Annotated in this window: 17 protein-coding genes; 14 read left to right on the top strand and 3 right to left on the bottom strand. The window is 66.8% G+C overall.

Features of this window, described 5'->3' with window-relative positions; genetic code table 11:
* Positions 1–85: 85 nt before the first annotated feature.
* From cheA to T31B1_RS00720, 10 genes are all read left to right on the top strand, one after another.
* Complete coding sequence (gene cheA, locus T31B1_RS00765) at positions 86–2,098, top strand: chemotaxis protein CheA (RefSeq protein WP_353247550.1); 2,013 nt, start codon at positions 86–88, stop codon at positions 2,096–2,098.
* Positions 2,095–2,586, top strand: a complete 492-nt coding sequence (locus tag T31B1_RS00760) for a chemotaxis protein CheW (protein ID WP_353247549.1) — start codon at positions 2,095–2,097, stop codon at positions 2,584–2,586. The genes cheA and T31B1_RS00760 overlap by 4 nt, the downstream gene beginning before the upstream one ends.
* Positions 2,587–2,598: 12 nt before the next feature.
* Positions 2,599–3,486, top strand: coding sequence for a CheR family methyltransferase (locus tag T31B1_RS00755; protein WP_353247548.1), 888 nt, complete (start codon positions 2,599–2,601; stop codon positions 3,484–3,486).
* Positions 3,483–4,079 carry a chemotaxis protein CheD gene (locus tag T31B1_RS00750; RefSeq protein WP_353247547.1) on the top strand — a complete coding sequence of 199 codons (597 nt, stop codon included), beginning with the start codon at positions 3,483–3,485 and terminating at the stop codon, positions 4,077–4,079. The genes T31B1_RS00755 and T31B1_RS00750 overlap by 4 nt, the downstream gene beginning before the upstream one ends.
* Positions 4,076–5,137: a protein-glutamate methylesterase/protein-glutamine glutaminase gene (locus T31B1_RS00745; RefSeq protein ID WP_353247546.1), complete on the top strand. Its 1,062-nt coding sequence runs from the start codon at positions 4,076–4,078 to the stop codon at positions 5,135–5,137. Before T31B1_RS00750 ends, T31B1_RS00745 begins: the two co-directional genes overlap by 4 nt.
* A 66-nt stretch (positions 5,138–5,203) precedes the next feature.
* On the top strand, positions 5,204–5,593 hold the full coding sequence (gene cheY / locus T31B1_RS00740) for a chemotaxis response regulator CheY (RefSeq protein ID WP_353247545.1): 390 nt from the start codon (positions 5,204–5,206) through the stop codon (positions 5,591–5,593).
* 40 nt (positions 5,594–5,633) lie between these two features.
* The gene (cheZ, locus tag T31B1_RS00735; protein WP_353247544.1) at positions 5,634–6,302 is read left to right on the top strand and encodes a protein phosphatase CheZ; all 669 of its coding nucleotides are present in this window, start codon (positions 5,634–5,636) and stop codon (positions 6,300–6,302) included.
* Between the two features lie 360 nt (positions 6,303–6,662).
* Positions 6,663–7,802: a flagellar biosynthesis protein FlhB gene (gene flhB / locus T31B1_RS00730; protein ID WP_353247543.1), complete on the top strand. Its 1,140-nt coding sequence runs from the start codon at positions 6,663–6,665 to the stop codon at positions 7,800–7,802.
* Positions 7,803–7,810: 8 nt separating this feature from the next.
* A complete protein-coding gene (gene flhA, locus T31B1_RS00725) occupies positions 7,811–9,886 on the top strand; it encodes a flagellar biosynthesis protein FlhA (RefSeq protein ID WP_353248716.1) in 2,076 nt (691 codons plus the stop codon).
* 4 nt (positions 9,887–9,890) lie between these two features.
* The gene (locus T31B1_RS00720; RefSeq protein WP_353247542.1) at positions 9,891–10,316 is read left to right on the top strand and encodes a flagellar protein FlhE; all 426 of its coding nucleotides are present in this window, start codon (positions 9,891–9,893) and stop codon (positions 10,314–10,316) included.
* A 32-nt stretch (positions 10,317–10,348) separates the two neighbouring features.
* Here T31B1_RS00720 and T31B1_RS00715 read toward each other — a convergent pair whose 3' ends face one another.
* The 3 genes from T31B1_RS00715 to flgA all read right to left on the bottom strand — a co-directional run bounded on the left by T31B1_RS00715 (position 10,349) and on the right by flgA (position 11,957).
* Positions 10,349–10,807, bottom strand: a complete 459-nt coding sequence (locus T31B1_RS00715; protein WP_353247541.1) for a flagella synthesis protein FlgN — start codon at positions 10,805–10,807, stop codon at positions 10,349–10,351.
* A 9-nt stretch (positions 10,808–10,816) separates the two neighbouring features.
* The gene (gene flgM, locus T31B1_RS00710) at positions 10,817–11,092 is read right to left on the bottom strand and encodes a flagellar biosynthesis anti-sigma factor FlgM (protein WP_353247540.1); all 276 of its coding nucleotides are present in this window, start codon (positions 11,090–11,092) and stop codon (positions 10,817–10,819) included.
* Between the two features lie 193 nt (positions 11,093–11,285).
* Positions 11,286–11,957, bottom strand: a complete 672-nt coding sequence (gene flgA / locus T31B1_RS00705; RefSeq protein WP_353247539.1) for a flagellar basal body P-ring formation chaperone FlgA — start codon at positions 11,955–11,957, stop codon at positions 11,286–11,288.
* A 212-nt stretch (positions 11,958–12,169) separates the two neighbouring features.
* Here flgA and flgB point away from each other — a divergent pair, with 212 nt between their 5' ends.
* From flgB to T31B1_RS00685, 4 genes are all read left to right on the top strand, one after another.
* Positions 12,170–12,595 (top strand): flagellar basal body rod protein FlgB, encoded by a 426-nt coding sequence (flgB, locus tag T31B1_RS00700; RefSeq protein ID WP_353247538.1) that lies wholly within the window; start codon positions 12,170–12,172, stop codon positions 12,593–12,595.
* A gap of 23 nt (positions 12,596–12,618) precedes the next feature.
* The gene (gene flgC, locus T31B1_RS00695) at positions 12,619–13,023 is read left to right on the top strand and encodes a flagellar basal body rod protein FlgC (RefSeq protein ID WP_353247537.1); all 405 of its coding nucleotides are present in this window, start codon (positions 12,619–12,621) and stop codon (positions 13,021–13,023) included.
* Between the two features lie 14 nt (positions 13,024–13,037).
* Positions 13,038–13,727, top strand: a complete 690-nt coding sequence (locus T31B1_RS00690) for a flagellar hook assembly protein FlgD (protein WP_353247536.1) — start codon at positions 13,038–13,040, stop codon at positions 13,725–13,727.
* 98 nt (positions 13,728–13,825) lie between these two features.
* Positions 13,826–15,256 carry a flagellar hook protein FlgE gene (locus tag T31B1_RS00685; protein WP_353247535.1) on the top strand — a complete coding sequence of 477 codons (1,431 nt, stop codon included), beginning with the start codon at positions 13,826–13,828 and terminating at the stop codon, positions 15,254–15,256.
* The last annotated feature ends 3 nt before the right edge of the window (positions 15,257–15,259 follow it).

Below are 15,259 nucleotides of genomic sequence, written 5' to 3'. Positions count from 1 at the left end.
AGTTTGCTGTGCTCGATCCGATAGTGCGCCCGACACGATCGATTCATCCACGCGCCGGTCGGTGCGCCCCATGACGAGTCCTGGCATGGACATCAGCGAGTTCTATCAGACGTTCTTCGACGAAGCCGACGAGCTGCTCGACGACATGGAGCGCCTGTTGCTGGCCCTGGATCCGGCCGCGCCCGCCGACGAGGATCTGAACGCCATATTCCGGGCGGCCCATTCGATCAAGGGGGGCGCCGGCACGTTCGGCTTCGAGCCGTTGCAGGACACCACGCACCGGCTGGAGAATCTGCTGGATAGCGCCCGCCACCATGAACTCGTCCTGGACCAGGCCATCGTGGATGTGTTCCTGGAGACCCGCGATATCCTCAAGGCCCAGGTAGCGGCCTATCGCGAACAGGCCGAGCCCGACGCCGAGGCGTGTCGGCGGATCGGCGCGACATTGGCCACGCTGGCCGACACCACGGGTGGCCAGGCCGCCGTAAGCGCGGCGCCGCCCGCCGCAAGCGCAGCGATCGACGCCGAGTGCACCGAGGCGCCGGCTCTTCGGATCGATATTCGCGGCCGGGCCCCCGGCGAGCATGATGCGCTGGTCGAAGAGCTGGCGCTGTTCGGCGATGTGCTGACACGCGAGATCGACGGCGAGACGCTGGTGGTGCGATTGCGCTCGACGGTCTCGGCGGCGGATATCACCTCCGTGCTGTGTTTCGTGGTCGATGCCGACCAGCTGACGATCGTCGCGGACGACGACGAAGCGGCAGGCGGGGCACCGAGCGGTTGTTCGAACGGCGTGGCCGCCGATCGTGCGCCGGGCGCGAACGCGGGCGGGCGCACAAACCTGGAAGCAGCCGCCGCTCAGACGCGTTCTGCAGCCGCCGAGAGCACGTCGCTGCGGGTGGCGACCGACAAGGTCGATCGCATCATCAACCTCGTTGGCGAACTGGTGATCACCCAGTCGATGATCGAACAGGCCACGGCCGGGCTGCACGCCGACGTGGCCGCAGAACTGGCCGAGGGCATGGCCCAGCTGCAGCGCAACGCACGCGATCTGCAGGAGGCGGTGATGTCGGTACGCATGACGCCGATGGACTATGTGTTCAGCCGGTTTCCGCGCCTGGTGCGCGATCTGGGCCGCAAGCTCGGCAAGGAGGTCGAGCTGGCCACTGTCGGCGCCTCGACCGAACTCGACAAGGGGTTGATCGAGCGGATCATGGACCCGCTCACCCATCTGGTGCGCAACAGCCTGGACCACGGAATCGAGGCGCCGGCGGCACGCGAGGCCGCGGGCAAGCCGCGCGCCGGAACGTTGACGCTGGCGGCCCGTCACCAGGGCGCGAACGTGCTCATCGAGATCCGGGATGACGGTGCCGGGCTGAACCGGGATCGTCTGTTGGCCAAGGCACGGGAGAACGGGCTGGCGGTCGACGATGCAATGGCCGACGACGAAGTCTGGCAACTGATCTTCGCCCCCGGTTTTTCCACGGCACAAGCGGTGACCGACGTCTCTGGGCGAGGGGTCGGCATGGACGTGGTCAAACGCAACATCCAGCAGCTCGGCGGCCATGTGGACCTAATCTCCGAGCCGGGAATCGGCATCACCGTGCGTATCGTGCTGCCGCTGACCCTGGCGATCATGGACAGCATGTCGATCCGTGTCGGCGGCGAGGTGTTCATCATGCCGTTGGGGGCGATCGTGGAGTCCATACAGGTCCGCACCGAGCAGGTACGACCGGTGGCCGGCGGTGGCCGCGTTATCGAGGTCCGGGGCCAGTATCTGGCGCTGGTCGAGCTGCATCGAGTGTTCGATGTGCCTGCGGCCCGTACCGATCTATCCCGCGGCATCGTCATGGTCGTACAGAGCGAGGGACGGCCGTTCGCGCTGTTCGTCGATGAGCTGATCGGCCAGCAGCAGGTGGTGGTCAAGAATCTGGAAACCCACTACCGGAAAGTGCCGGGCGTATCCGCGGCGACCATCCTCGGCGACGGCAGCGTCGCGCTGATTCTCGATGTGCTCGCGCTGTCGCGTCTGGCCCGTCGTCCGCCGCCGTGCGTCCCTGCGCCATCCGTCACCATCGAACAGGAGACCGTGTCATGAGCCATGCACTCGCCCGCGATTCGCGCGAAGAGTCCAGCCACACCGAAGTGTTGGTATTCGCCCTGGGCGCCGAGGAATATGCCGTGAATATCCTCAAGGTTCAGGAGATCCGCGGCTACAGCAGCGTCACCCGTATCGCCAACGTCCCCGATTTCGTCAAGGGCGTGACCAACCTGCGCGGCGAGATCGTGCCGATCGTCGATCTGCGGCTGAAATTCGGGCTCGGCGAGGCCCGTTACGACGAGCAGACCGTGGTGATCGTGCTCAACATCGGTGAGCGGATCGTGGGGGTGGTGGTCGACAGCGTCTCTGACGTGCTCGGCCTGTCTGCCGAGCAGATCAAGCCGGCGCCGGACTTCGGGGCTGGCCTGGCGACCGATTACCTGCAGGGGCTGGGCAGCGTGGACGATCGCATGCTCATCATCGTGGATATCGATCGCATGATGACCAGCCACGAGATGGCGCTGGTGGAGGCGGCCGCGACGTGAGCATGGCAGCCCATGGTCGGCGCGCGGGCGCTGTCCGGTCAGGCGGACGCTGACGTGGTCGGAGATACGTCCGGCCGGGATCTGGTCTTCACCGATCGCGATTTCGTCCGTATCCGCGGCCTGATCCATGCGCGTGCCGGTATCGCCCTGGCCGAGCACAAGACCGAGATGGCCTACAGTCGGCTCGCCCGGCGTCTGCGTGCCCTTCGGCTGACGCGGTTCGACGACTATCTCGGCCTGCTCGAGACCAGCCCGGCGCACCCCGAGTGGGAGCATTTCGTCAACGCGCTGACCACCAATCTCACTGCGTTTTTTCGAGAGGCCTATCATTTTCCGTTGCTCGCCGCCCATGCCCGCAATCGGCGTCGGCCGCTTGCCGTCTGGTGCTGTGCGGCCTCGACCGGCGAGGAGGCCTATTCCATCGCCATGACGCTCGTCGAGACCCTGGGCGAACGCGCAGCCAGCGCATCGATTCTGGCCAGCGATATCGACACGCGAGCGTTGGCGCGCGCCCAGGCGGGCATCTACCCGCTCGCAGAGGTCGAAAAACTCTCGGAGACCCGGCGCAAGCGTTTCTTTCAGCGCGGCTCGGGTACCCGTGCCGGTCTGGCACGCGTGACCCCGGCGCTGCGATCGATGATCGAGTTCCGCCCCCTCAACCTGCGTACGCACGACTGGGATCTGTCCGGCCCGTTCGACGCGATCTTCTGCCGCAACCTCATGATCTATTTCGATCAGGCCACCCAGAAAGCGCTGCTCGATCGTTTCGCTGCGCTGATCGCCCCGGACGGGTTGTTGTTCGCCGGGCATTCGGAAAACTTCAGTGGCCTGACGAGCGCGTTCACGCTGCGCAGCCATACCGTCTACGAGCGCGCCGCCCGCGTGCGGGTGGCCTCGTGAGTCCGGCCGGTCGGCATTGTGTCGATCCCGTTTCCGGCCTGGTCTTGGTCAAGCTGTTGCCCGGCGAGGTTTTCGTGACCGCCGAGGATCTGCTGGTGACCACCGTGCTCGGTTCCTGTGTCGCGACCTGCCTGGCGGACCCGGTCGCCGGCGTGGGCGGGATGAACCATTTCATGCTGCCGGGTCCCGCCGCGGGGGTGCCGCTGGCCGGCGAGCGGCCGCTGCGCTACGGCCGGCCGGCGATGGATCGGTTGCTGGCGGCGCTGTATGAACAGGGCGCACGGCCCGACCGTATCCAGGCCAAGGCATTCGGCGGGGCGAGCGTGCTCGACGATCTCAGGGGCGCGCGTATCGGCGAGGCGAACGTCGATTTTCTGCGCGGGTACCTGGCCGAACACAATATCCACCTCGTCGCCGAGGATCTGGGCGATCGTTGCCCGCGTCAGCTGCAGTACCGGCCGGCCAGCGGGGTGGTGCGGGTACGGCGTCATGCCAATCGCGGTGCCGAGGTGATCGCACGCGAGCAGTCGTTGGCCAAGGCGATCAGGCGGGCCGCGCGCGCCGCGTCCGGGCCGATGGCGGGCACCCCGTGAAGGCCGTGATCAAGGTGCTGTGTGTCGACGATTCGGCGCTGATCCGCAGCCTGATCAGCGCGATCGTCGATGAGCAGCCGGATATGGCGATGGTGGCGACTGCCCCCGACCCGCTGGTCGCGCGTGAGCTGATCAAGCGCCACGACCCGGACGTGCTCACCCTCGACGTCGAGATGCCGCGCATGGACGGGCTCGACTTTCTGGAAAAGCTGATGCGTCTGCGGCCGATGCCAGTGCTCATGGTGTCTTCGCTGACCGAACGCGGCTCGGAAGCCACCCTGCAGGCGCTGGCCCTGGGCGCGGTGGATTTCGTGGCCAAACCACGCCTGAATATTCGCGACGGCATGCTCGACTATGCCGCCGAGATCGCCGCCAAGATCCGGGCCGCCGCCGCGGCCCGCCCACGCCGGGCCGCGACCAGCCACGAGTTGGCGCCTGCGCTGCGTGTGCCGCGAGTTTCCAGCGAGAAGCTGTTCATCGTGGGCGCATCCACCGGCGGCACGGAAGCGGTGCGCGAACTGCTCGTGCCGATGCCCCCGGATGCCCCGGCTGTGCTGGTCACCCAGCATATGCCGGCCGGTTTCACCGCGTCATTCGCACGACGTCTGGACAGCCTGTGCCGTATCCATGTCAAGGAAGCCGAGCAGGGCGAGCGCGTCCTGCCCGGCCATGCGTATATCGCGCCCGGCGGGCCGGCGCACATGCGCGTCGCGCGTAGCGGGGCGAACTACGTGATCGCGCTGGAGGAGTCGGCGCCGGTCAACCGGCACCGGCCGTCGGTCGATGTGCTGTTCGAATCGGCCGCCCGTCACGCCGGGCGTAACGCGGTCGGCATTCTGCTCACCGGCATGGGCAAGGACGGCGCCCGAGGACTTCTGGAAATGCGTGCGGCGGGTGCCGCCACGCTGGCTCAGGACGAGGCCACCTCGGTGGTCTTCGGCATGCCGCGCGAAGCGATCGCCCTGGGGGCGGCCGAACAGGTCGTGGCGCTGCCCCAGATGTCTCGACACGCACTGGCGGCGCTGGCCGCCGATACCAGCCACGGCCTGCGCATCTGATGCGGTGCAGGTCGATCTAGAACCGGCGCGAAGCGCCCTCTCTCAACCCGGAGCAATCGAAACATCATGGCCGACAAGAACCTTTCCTTTCTGGTCGTCGACGACTTCTCGACCATGCGCCGAATCGTGCGGAATCTGCTCAAGGAGCTCGGATACGCCAACGTCGACGAAGCCGAGGACGGCGTCGAGGCGCTGGAGAAACTGCGCGGCGGCGGATTCGACTTCGTCGTTTCGGACTGGAACATGCCCAATCTCGACGGTCTGGAGATGCTCAAGCAGATCCGGGCCGACGATGCGCTCAAGGCGCTGCCGGTGCTGATGGTCACCGCGGAGGCCAAGAAGGAGAACATCATCGCGGCCGCTCAGGCCGGCGCCAGCGGCTACGTGGTCAAGCCGTTCTCGGCGGCCACGCTGGAAGAGAAGCTCAACAAGATATTCGAAAAACACGGCATGTAAGACCGGGCACGTTCGTCGTACCCGTCAGGAGGAACCCCTAATGAGCGATGCAGCCCAGGCCGGCACAGCCGGGCATCCGGAGACACACGATCTGATCGGACGTATCGGCCAGCTCACCCGTGCACTGCACGACAGCATGCGCGAACTCGGTCTCGACAAGGAGGTCCAGAAGGCCGCCGAGGCGATTCCCGACGCGCGCGACCGGCTGTCCTATATCGCCACCACGACCGAACAGGCCGCCGAGCGGGCGCTGTCGTCGATCGAGGTCGCCCAGCCGTTGCAGGAGGCGCTGGAATCGCGGGCCGACGCGCTGTCCGATCGCTGGGACGAATGGTTTGCTGCGCCGGTAGCGCTGGCCGATGCCCGCGATCTGGTCGCCGATACGCGTGGATATCTGCGCCAAGTGCCCGAACAGGCGCGGGCAACCAGTGCCGAATTGCACAAGATCATGATGGCGCAGGATTTTCAGGATCTTACCGGTCAGGTGATCAAGAAACTGGTCGAGGTGATCCGTCGGATCGAGCATCAGCTCGTGGAAGTGCTGCTCGACAACATGGCAGACGATCGCGCGCGGACGCTGCTGGGCGATCGGCACGATCGCGAGCACCGCACATCGCTGGTCAACGGCCCGCAGGTGCGCGCCGATGCGGCCGATATCGTCACCGATCAGAGCCAGGTCGACGATCTGCTGGACAGCCTCGGCTTCTAGGCGCTGCCCATGACTCGCGCGGGTTCGGCGTCTGTGCCCGCGCTGCGCCGGGCGTCCAGCGCCGTGCAGCAGGCCAGCCAGCCCACGGTTCGCCACCAGCGCTGGCTCGCGGCGAGCCGGCGGTCGCGTGCCGATGGACAAGGGCCGCCCGGATTCGCAATGTCTGTCGCGACGACTGAACGACGTCTGCTGTGGAGATGCATCAGGCATCGAACGCCCAGGGTCCGACGGTGTCCGGGGCCAGACGATGCGCCGATAAGCACGCAATAGCGCCGCTATTCGCACGATCGTTGTCGCCGCGCGCCTCGGATAATGGCCGCGCCCAGCCTGGCCGTGAATCGACGGCGCATCGGAGCGTGCATGGCCGACGACAGCGACGAGGAAAAGACCGAACCGGCGACCTCCCGGCGTCTGGAAAAGGCGCGCGAGGAAGGGCAGGTACCGCGCTCGCGCGAGCTGGCCACGCTGATGCTGTTGTGTACCGGCCTGGGCGGGCTGTGGCTGGCGTCGGGCTGGACGGGCGAGCGCTTGGCCGATGTCATGCGCATGAGCCTGGCGTTCGATGCCGCGACCGCCATGGACAGCTCGCGATTGCTCGCCCGCCTCTGGGCTCAGGCGATGCTGGCCCTGGCCGCATTGGCGCCGGTGCTGGCGGCGCTGGCTGTGGTGGCCCTGGTCGCGCCCACCCTGCTGGGCGGCTGGCTGTTCTCGGCCAAGTCGATCAAGGTCGATCTCAAGCGCCTGGATCTGTTCAAGGGACTGGCGCGGCTGTTCTCCAGCCAGGCCGCCGCCGAGCTGATCAAGGCGATCGCCAAGTCGGTGCTGGTGGGCTCGGTCGCGGCCGTGTTCATCTACCGGCACATGCACGAACTGCTGGCACTCGCCGGCGAGCCCACCCGCGGGGCGCTGGTGCACGCGCTGCAGCTCGTGGTGGCCTGCTGTGCGCTGATGTTGCTGGCCTTCGTGGTCGTGGTGCTCATCGATGTGCCCTACCAGCTGTGGAGCCACCACAAGAAGCTGCGCATGAGCCCCGACGAGATCAAGAAGGAACACAAGGAATCGGAGGGCGACCCGCAGCTCAAGGCGCGGATTCGCCAGCAACAGCAGGCCATGGCGCGCAAGCGCATGATGAGCGAGGTCCCCAGGGCCAACGTCATCGTGACCAATCCGACCCATTTCGCGGTGGCGCTGGCCTATCGCGATGGAGAAATGGGCGCACCCAAGGTAGTAGCCAAGGGGGTCGATCACGTGGCTGCGCGGATTCGCGAGCTTGCCGCCGAACACGGCGTGCCGCAGCTGGCTGCGCCGCCGCTGGCGCGCGCGCTTTATCGCCACGCCGAGCTCGAGACCGAGATTCCGGCATCGCTGTATGCCGCGGTGGCCGAAGTGCTCGCCTGGGTGTTCCAGCTGGAGCGCTATCACCAGGGGCGCGGCGAGCGCCCGGCCGAGCCGGAGCGTATTGAAGTGCCGGCCGGTCTGGATACGGAGACCGCGCAGTGAACCAGACCATGACCGCGTTGTTCGGGCGTACCGGCCTGAGCGACGCGAGCCAGCTCAAGATGCTCGCCGGCCCGGTGCTGATCATTCTGATCATGGCGATGATGATCCTGCCCTTGCCGCCGTTCGTGCTGGATCTGCTGTTCACCTTCAACATCGCGCTGTCGGTGATGGTGCTGCTGGTGAGCATGTTCACCACCAAGCCGCTCGACTTCGCCGCCTTTCCTGCGGTGTTGCTGTTCGCCACCCTGTTGCGCCTGTCGCTGAACGTGGCCTCCACCCGGGTGGTGCTCATGCACGGCCATACGGGGCCGGGCGCGGCCGGCGACGTGATCGAGGCGTTCGGTGCGTTTCTTGTGGGCGGAAACTTCGCGGTCGGTCTGGTGGTGTTCCTGATCCTGATCGTGATCAATTTCATGGTGATCACCAAGGGGGCGGGACGGATCGCCGAGGTCGGTGCGCGCTTCACGCTGGACGCGATGCCGGGCAAGCAGATGGCTATCGATGCCGATCTCAACGCCGGTCTGATCGACGAAGAAACCGCCAAGATCCGGCGCCGTGAGACCTCCCAGGAAGCCGACTTCTACGGCTCCATGGACGGCGCCAGCAAGTTCGTGCGCGGGGATGCCATCGCCGGCATCCTGATCATGGTGATCAACCTGATCGGCGGCCTGCTCATCGGGATGGGCCAGCATGATCTGTCGGTCGGCGAGGCCGCGCGTACCTATACGCTGCTGACCATCGGCGACGGGCTTGTCGCCCAGGTGCCGGCGCTGGTCATCTCCACTGCGGCCGGCGTGACCGTATCGCGCGTGGCCAGCGACGAGGATGTCGGCCAGCAGCTCATCGGCCAGCTGTTCACCAACCCGCGGGTGCTGTTTCTTTGCGCGGGCGTGCTCGGTCTGCTCGGACTGGTGCCGGGCATGCCCAATCTGGTGTTCTTGCTGTTCACCGGCCTGCTGGGCGGGCTCGGCTGGTGGTTGGGCCAGCGCGAGCGCCTGCGGCTGGCCGCTGAGGCCGCCGAAACACCCCCGCCGACCGCTACGGCCGAAACCCAGGAGGCCAGCTGGGACGACGTACAGCTGATCGATGCGCTGGGGCTGGAAGTGGGCTATCGTCTGATCGGACTGGTCGACGCTCAGCAGAACGGCGAGCTGCTGCGCCGTATCAAGGGCGTGCGGAAGAAGTTCGCCGCCGAGATCGGATTTCTGCCGCCGGTGGTGCATATTCGGGACAACCTGGAGTTCGCGCCGCACACCTACAGCCTCGCTCTGCACGGCGTGGAGATCGGTCGCGGCGAAGCCTTTCCGGGCCAGTGGCTGGCCATCGACCCCGGGCATGCCAGCGGTACGCTCGAAGGCCGGGAAGGGGTCGATCCGGCGTTCGGCCTGCCGGCCACCTGGATCGAGGACGGCCATCGCGATCAGGCCGAGGCCCAGGGTTTCACCGTCGTCGACGCCGCGACCGTGATCGCCACGCATATCAACCATCTGCTTAGCGTCAACGCCAGCCGCATGCTCGGCCGTACGGAGACTCAGCAGCTGCTCGATCGGGTCAAGCAGGACGCGCCGGGACTGGTGGACGACGTCGTGCCCAAGCCCGTGGCCCTAAGTACGCTCACCGCGATCCTGCAGAACCTGCTCGACGAGGATGTCTCGATCCGCGATATGCGACAGATACTCGACGTGCTCGCCGTGCAGGGCGAGCACAGTGCCGATGCGAATGAGCTCACTGCAGCCATTCGTATGGCGCTGGGCCGCTCCATCGTCCAGCACTGGTTCGGGGCGGCGGCACAGCTGGAAGTGATGAGCCTGGACAGCCGGCTTGAGCAGATGCTGGCCCAGGCGCTGGCCAACGGCGGCGGCATGGAACCTGGTCTGGCCGAAACCCTGATGAGCCAGACCGAGGAGGCTGCCGCGCGTCAGGAAGGGCGTGGTGTGGCGCCGGTGTTGGTGGTCCAGCACGAACTTCGGCCGTTGCTCGCCCGTTTTCTGCGTCGACGCCTGCCGCGGCTGGCAGTGCTGTCGCAGAACGAGATTCCCGATGATCGCAGCCTGCGGGTGACCACGCTCATCGGCGGCAGCTGATCGTATGCGCCGGCGGGCGTTCGTAGCGCTGCTGTGGCTGGCTCTGGTACTTGCGGCGGCTTCGCCGGCCGGGCACGCGTGGGCTGCGGGCAGCTGGGTGGCCGAGGCCACCGCGCCGACGCTGCGCCAGCGGGGTTGGCGATATACCACGGCGATACTGCGCCCGCGTTCGAGTACGCCGGTCGCCGGCCGGGCGATCCGTTCCGTGAGCTGGCGCTACGGCTTCGGCTCGCCCGGCCCGGCGCCGGATGTCTGGCTGTGCGGGGCCGGGCGCTGTATTGACGCCTCGACGGCGGTCGGCCGGAGCACGGGCTTTGCGGGCCTGGCGCCGACCACCGGCTTTCGTTTCGTGTTCCGACTCGCCGGGCAGGGCATGCTGGCGGACCCGCGTCGCGGCGGGGCCTTGCAGCTCGTGGTCAATTTCGAATAGCGCGCGGCTGGTCTGGATACGCTTTGACCGCGTCACGCGCCGCCGGAAAAACGGCGGCCGGCCGGCGCGGCGCGCTGGCCGTCGGCGGCGTACAGATTCTGTGCCGAAGCCTGGCGCAAAAAACCGAGCGTGCGCCGGGCATGATCCAGTCGGGTGTCGATATGCAAGCCGTTGAGACGGTTGTGCGTGCGCGCGTCGTCGACCCGGGCGATAAATGTCTGCCAGAGGGCGGTACAGCCCAGCCGCTCGGCCAGCGCAGCCGCCCCGGCGGCATCCGTGGGATGGCCGTGGGCAGCCACGAGCTGCTGACGCCGGGCTTCCATGCGCTCGAGATCGGCGGCGAGGGCGCGCTTGGCCTCGGTGATGTCCGACAGCGTGTCGATGGCGACCGGCGTATCGGCGAGGATCGCGCGCTCGCGTTCGAGCACCGCGATGAACTCGCCCAGTCGTGCATGCTGGGCGGCGACATGCGCCTGGAACCCGTCGTTCATGAGGCCGTGCTACTCGTCGATCAGCGCACGGGCGCTGGCGATGATGCCGTCGGCGATACGGTCGGTGTCGATCTCCAGCCGGCCCTGGCTGATGGCCTCGCGGATCTCGGCGACACGGGCGGTGTCGATATCCTGCGACGTGTCGCTGGCCCGCGAGGCCTGGTAGCGAGCGGATTCGCGCGGCGCCTCGGCCGGCCCCGAGGGTCGGCTTGCCGCGGACTTGCCGGTCTCGCGCACGTCGGCAGAATGGATAGGACCGCGGTTCTGGGTCGGATCGATATTCATGACAGTCATCCTCGATTGGGCATGAGATGCGTCGGATGCCAGCAACATCGGCCAAGGCCTCGTTTACTTGAATACCGCGGCCGCATGCCGAAGCCGAGCTTAGCAGCCCGGGGCGGGTCGGGCGTCTGATGACCTCCGCCGTGATCGGTTGCGCATCTCCTACGGGTGATTCGAGCGCGGCCGATCGTCACGGCTAGCCGCCCACCACCACTTGGTTCGGCCCGTCGGCCACGCCGCGGACCACCGACCCGTTGTCGGTGCGTACACGCAGGCTTGCGCCGGCCGTTGCGCTGTCCAGCGCCTGGCCCTCGGTCGTGATCGCAAAGCCGCTGCCGCGCCGGATCACCCGCACGCGCGCGCCGCGTTCGATGGCCTTGGGCGGTGCCACCATGGACAGGCGTACCGGCATGTCGGCCGCGATACGCCGCATGGCCACCTGCCCGACCAGCTGATCGGCCCGGGTGGCGATATTGTCGGCCAGCCGCGTGATCTCGCCGGTCACGGCATGTACGTCCGCGGCGCGGACCACCTCACCGGGATTGATCGTGCGCGCGGCCACGTAATAGGGCGCGCTGATGGCGACATCGACCGGGTAGTAGCGTAGCGACGGCCGATCGCCCGGGCAGCGCACGCCTATGGTCAGCCGGCCAGTCATGCGCTGTGAGCGGCCTGGAAGGAACGGCTCGGGCTTGCGGCAGTGCGTCATGCGCGCCGCCTGCGCGGGGATCGCGATCTGTATCTGGTCGGGCGCATAGTCGCTGCGTTCGTGCACGAAGGCGGTGATCGCCCGTGCCACCGGTGCCGGCACATCGGCGGCAGCCGCTGTCACAGTGCCGGCCAGCATCATCAGCCCGGTCGCGAGCATGGCCGGCCGCCTCCGGTATCGGGCCTGATGGGGTCTCATCGCGGCATGACCTGTGGCTGAGCGTACGGATGACAACCTCGGGATTGTAGGCGGCCTCTCCTCGGGCCAAAGCGTGAACTACGTGTCAAAGCGTCGCCTATTCGATCGATAGCCTGCGTGGTCGGGTCCCTAGTATGGCGGCCTGACGGAGCCATTCCCGGGGGGGGGGGATCATGCTCGATCGACTCAACGCATCGCTTGCGTTCTACAAGCAGGCACTGGACCTGCGCGGCCAACGCCAGGAAGTGCTGGCGGCGAATATCGCCAACAGCGATACGCCCAACTACAAGGCGCGCGATTTCGACTTCAAGGCCGCGCTTGATCGCGCCATGGGCGACAACGCGCCGGCCGGCGGGCCGGCGCTGGGCCTGCGGACCACCTCGACCGGCCATATGGCTGCCCGGGCCGCCGGCCCGGCCGCGGATGGCCCGATGCTCGAATACCGCAACCCGTCCCAGCCCAGCCTGGACGGTAATACGGTCGACATGAACGCCGAGCGGGTCGAGTTCATGGAGAACGCGGTCCACTACCAGGCCAACCTGCAGATTCTGGGCAGCCAGCTCAAGGGTCTGAAGTCGGCCATGCAGCCCGAACGCTGAACGGGCACACGAGGAACAACGCAATGGCGATGTACAGCATCTTCAATACCGCCGGGTCGGCGATGAGTGCGCAGTCGCAGCGCATGAACGTGGCGGCCTCGAACATGGCCAACGCTGACAGCGTGGCCGGCCCGGACGGCGAGCCATACCGCGCCAAGCAGGTAATGTTCGAGCTGCAGGCCGAGCCGGGCAGCGCGATCGGCGGCGTGCGCGTGTCCGATGTGATCGAGGATCAGTCGCCGCTGCGCAGCGAATACAACCCCAGCCATCCGCTGGCCGACGACCAGGGCTATATCCAGATGCCCAACGTCAATCCCACCGACGAGATGATCAACATGATCTCGGCGGCCCGCTCCTATGAAGCCAGCGTGGAAGTGCTCAACACCAGCAAGGAGCTGATGTTGCGCACCCTGACGCTCGGCCAGTAACGGCAGACAACCCCATGGCCAACAACAGTCTCGGTGCGGTGTCACAGACCTCCACCACGGCCGCGGCCAGCGCGGCGGCGAACGCCGGCACCGGTCGCCAGAGCAGCGCCGACATGAGCGAACAGTTTTTGACCCTGCTCGTCGCCCAGATGCGTAACCAGGATCCGCTCAATCCGATGGACAACGCGCAGATGACCTCGCAGATCGCCCAGATCAACACCGTGTCGGGGATCAACGATCTCAACGATACGCTGGGCGCAATCAACGGCCAGATCGATACCAGCCAGCGCCTGCAGGCCAGTGCGCTGATCGGTCGCGACGTGCTGGTGCCCGGTCGCGAGATCGCCGTGGGCAAGGCGGGCGCCGCGACGCCCTTCGGCATGGAACTGCCCGCCGACGCCGCACAGGTGACCATCAGCATCAGCGATGCCATGGGCACGCTCGTGCATCAGTCGAGCTACGACGATATCCCTGCCGGTGTGCAATCGTTCCAGTGGGACGGGCGCGATGGCAGCGAACAGACCGTGGGCGAGGGCACCTATCGGATCGATATCCAGGCCGTGGATTCGGCCGGCCAGGCGATCGACGTACAGCCGCTGTCGATGGGGCGTGTGGGCGGCGTGGTTGCAGGCGACGGCGCGCCGAAGCTCGATCTCGGCCCACGCGGCATGGTTCCGCTCGACGATATCCGCCAGATCATCTGAGAACAGCGTGCGAAAGAGCACGCTATTCGAGCCAACACCGTTCACGCGCGGCGTGAATACTTCCCGGACACAACGCCAGAACAGGCAAGGGGACAACCATGGGTTTCACACAGGGCGTCAGCGGCCTGAACGCCGCGGCCAGCGGTCTCGACACCATCGGCAACAACATCGCCAACTCGCAGACGGTCGGTTTCAAGTCCGGCCGTAGCGAATTCGCGGATCTGTATGCCGGCGCCAAGACCGGGCTGGGTGTTCAGGTCACCGGCGTCACGCAAAGCTTCAACGGCGGGCCGCTGAACACCACCGGCCGCAGCCTGGACCTGGCCATCGACGGTGGCGGATTCTTCCGCCTGGCCAACGGCAATCAGACGGTCTACTCGCGCGACGGCCAGTTCCAGCAGACCAAGGACGGCAATATTGCCAATGGCCAAGGGGCCTTACTGACCGGCTACAACGTCACCAACTTCAACGATCCCAACGCCGCCGCGCAGATCAACGCCGGCGGCAATCCGGGGCCGATCCAGCTGCCCGCGGAAGGTCTGAATGCGCGTGCGACCACCGGCGCCTCGCTGCAGGCCAGCCTCGACGCGGGTGCGGCGATCATCGACGAGCCGTTCAACAGCGACGACGCCGCGACCTACAACTGGAGCACGCCCAGTACCGTGTTCGACTCGCTGGGTAATGCCCACAGCGTCAACCTGTACTTCACCAAGACCGGCGAGAATCAGTGGGCGGTCAACGGTGAAATGCCACTGGGCGACGAATCCTCGCTGGCCCGCACGGTCAGCGCCGACGGCGAGTATCCGGGCGACTTCAACCCCACGGCCAACGGCACCTATCGCGATATCCGCGTCGTGGACAACGGCGTGGAGCATCTGTACACCGCCGTGGTTTCGGGGGCCACCGACAACAACGGCACCTTCTCGGGCGGCCAGATTCGTTATGTCGAGCAGCTGCCCGAAGCCACGATGGCCTTCGATGCCAACGGCAATCTGGCACGCGCGACCCCGGCGGCCGGCGGCAAGGACGATACGCTCGCCGATTCGGCCGTGGCGTTCAGCCTGAATGCACGAAACGGCTCGGCGCCGATCGAGTTCGACTACGATTTCGCCGGCACGGCACAGACCGCACAGTCGTTCGCGGCCGGCAATCCGCAGCAGGACGGCTATGCCTCCGGCTCGCTGACCGGTATCGCGATCGCGGGCGACGGCATGATCCGCGGCACCTATTCCAACGGCCAGTCGTTGAACCTGGCCCAGGTGGCACTGGCCAGCTTCCGCAACGAGCAGGGCCTGTCGCCGGTCGGCGGCAATGCCTGGGTCGAGACGGCCGATTCGGGCCAGCCGGCGCTGGGTACCGCCGGCGTGGGCCAGCTCGGCAATCTGCTCGGCGGCACGCTGGAGGGCTCCAACGTGGATCTGTCTCAGCAGCTGGTGGACATGATCGTGGCCCAGCGCAATTACCAGGCCAACGCGCAGACCATCAAGACCCAGGATCAGGTCCTGCAGACGGCAGTCAACCTGCGCTGATCG

The sequence above is a fragment of the Salinisphaera sp. T31B1 genome, assembly GCF_040361275.1.
GTDB lineage: Bacteria > Pseudomonadota > Gammaproteobacteria > Nevskiales > Salinisphaeraceae > Salinisphaera.
Note: the sequence above shows the minus strand (reverse complement) of the source record. Positions and strands in the feature narration are given on the sequence as shown.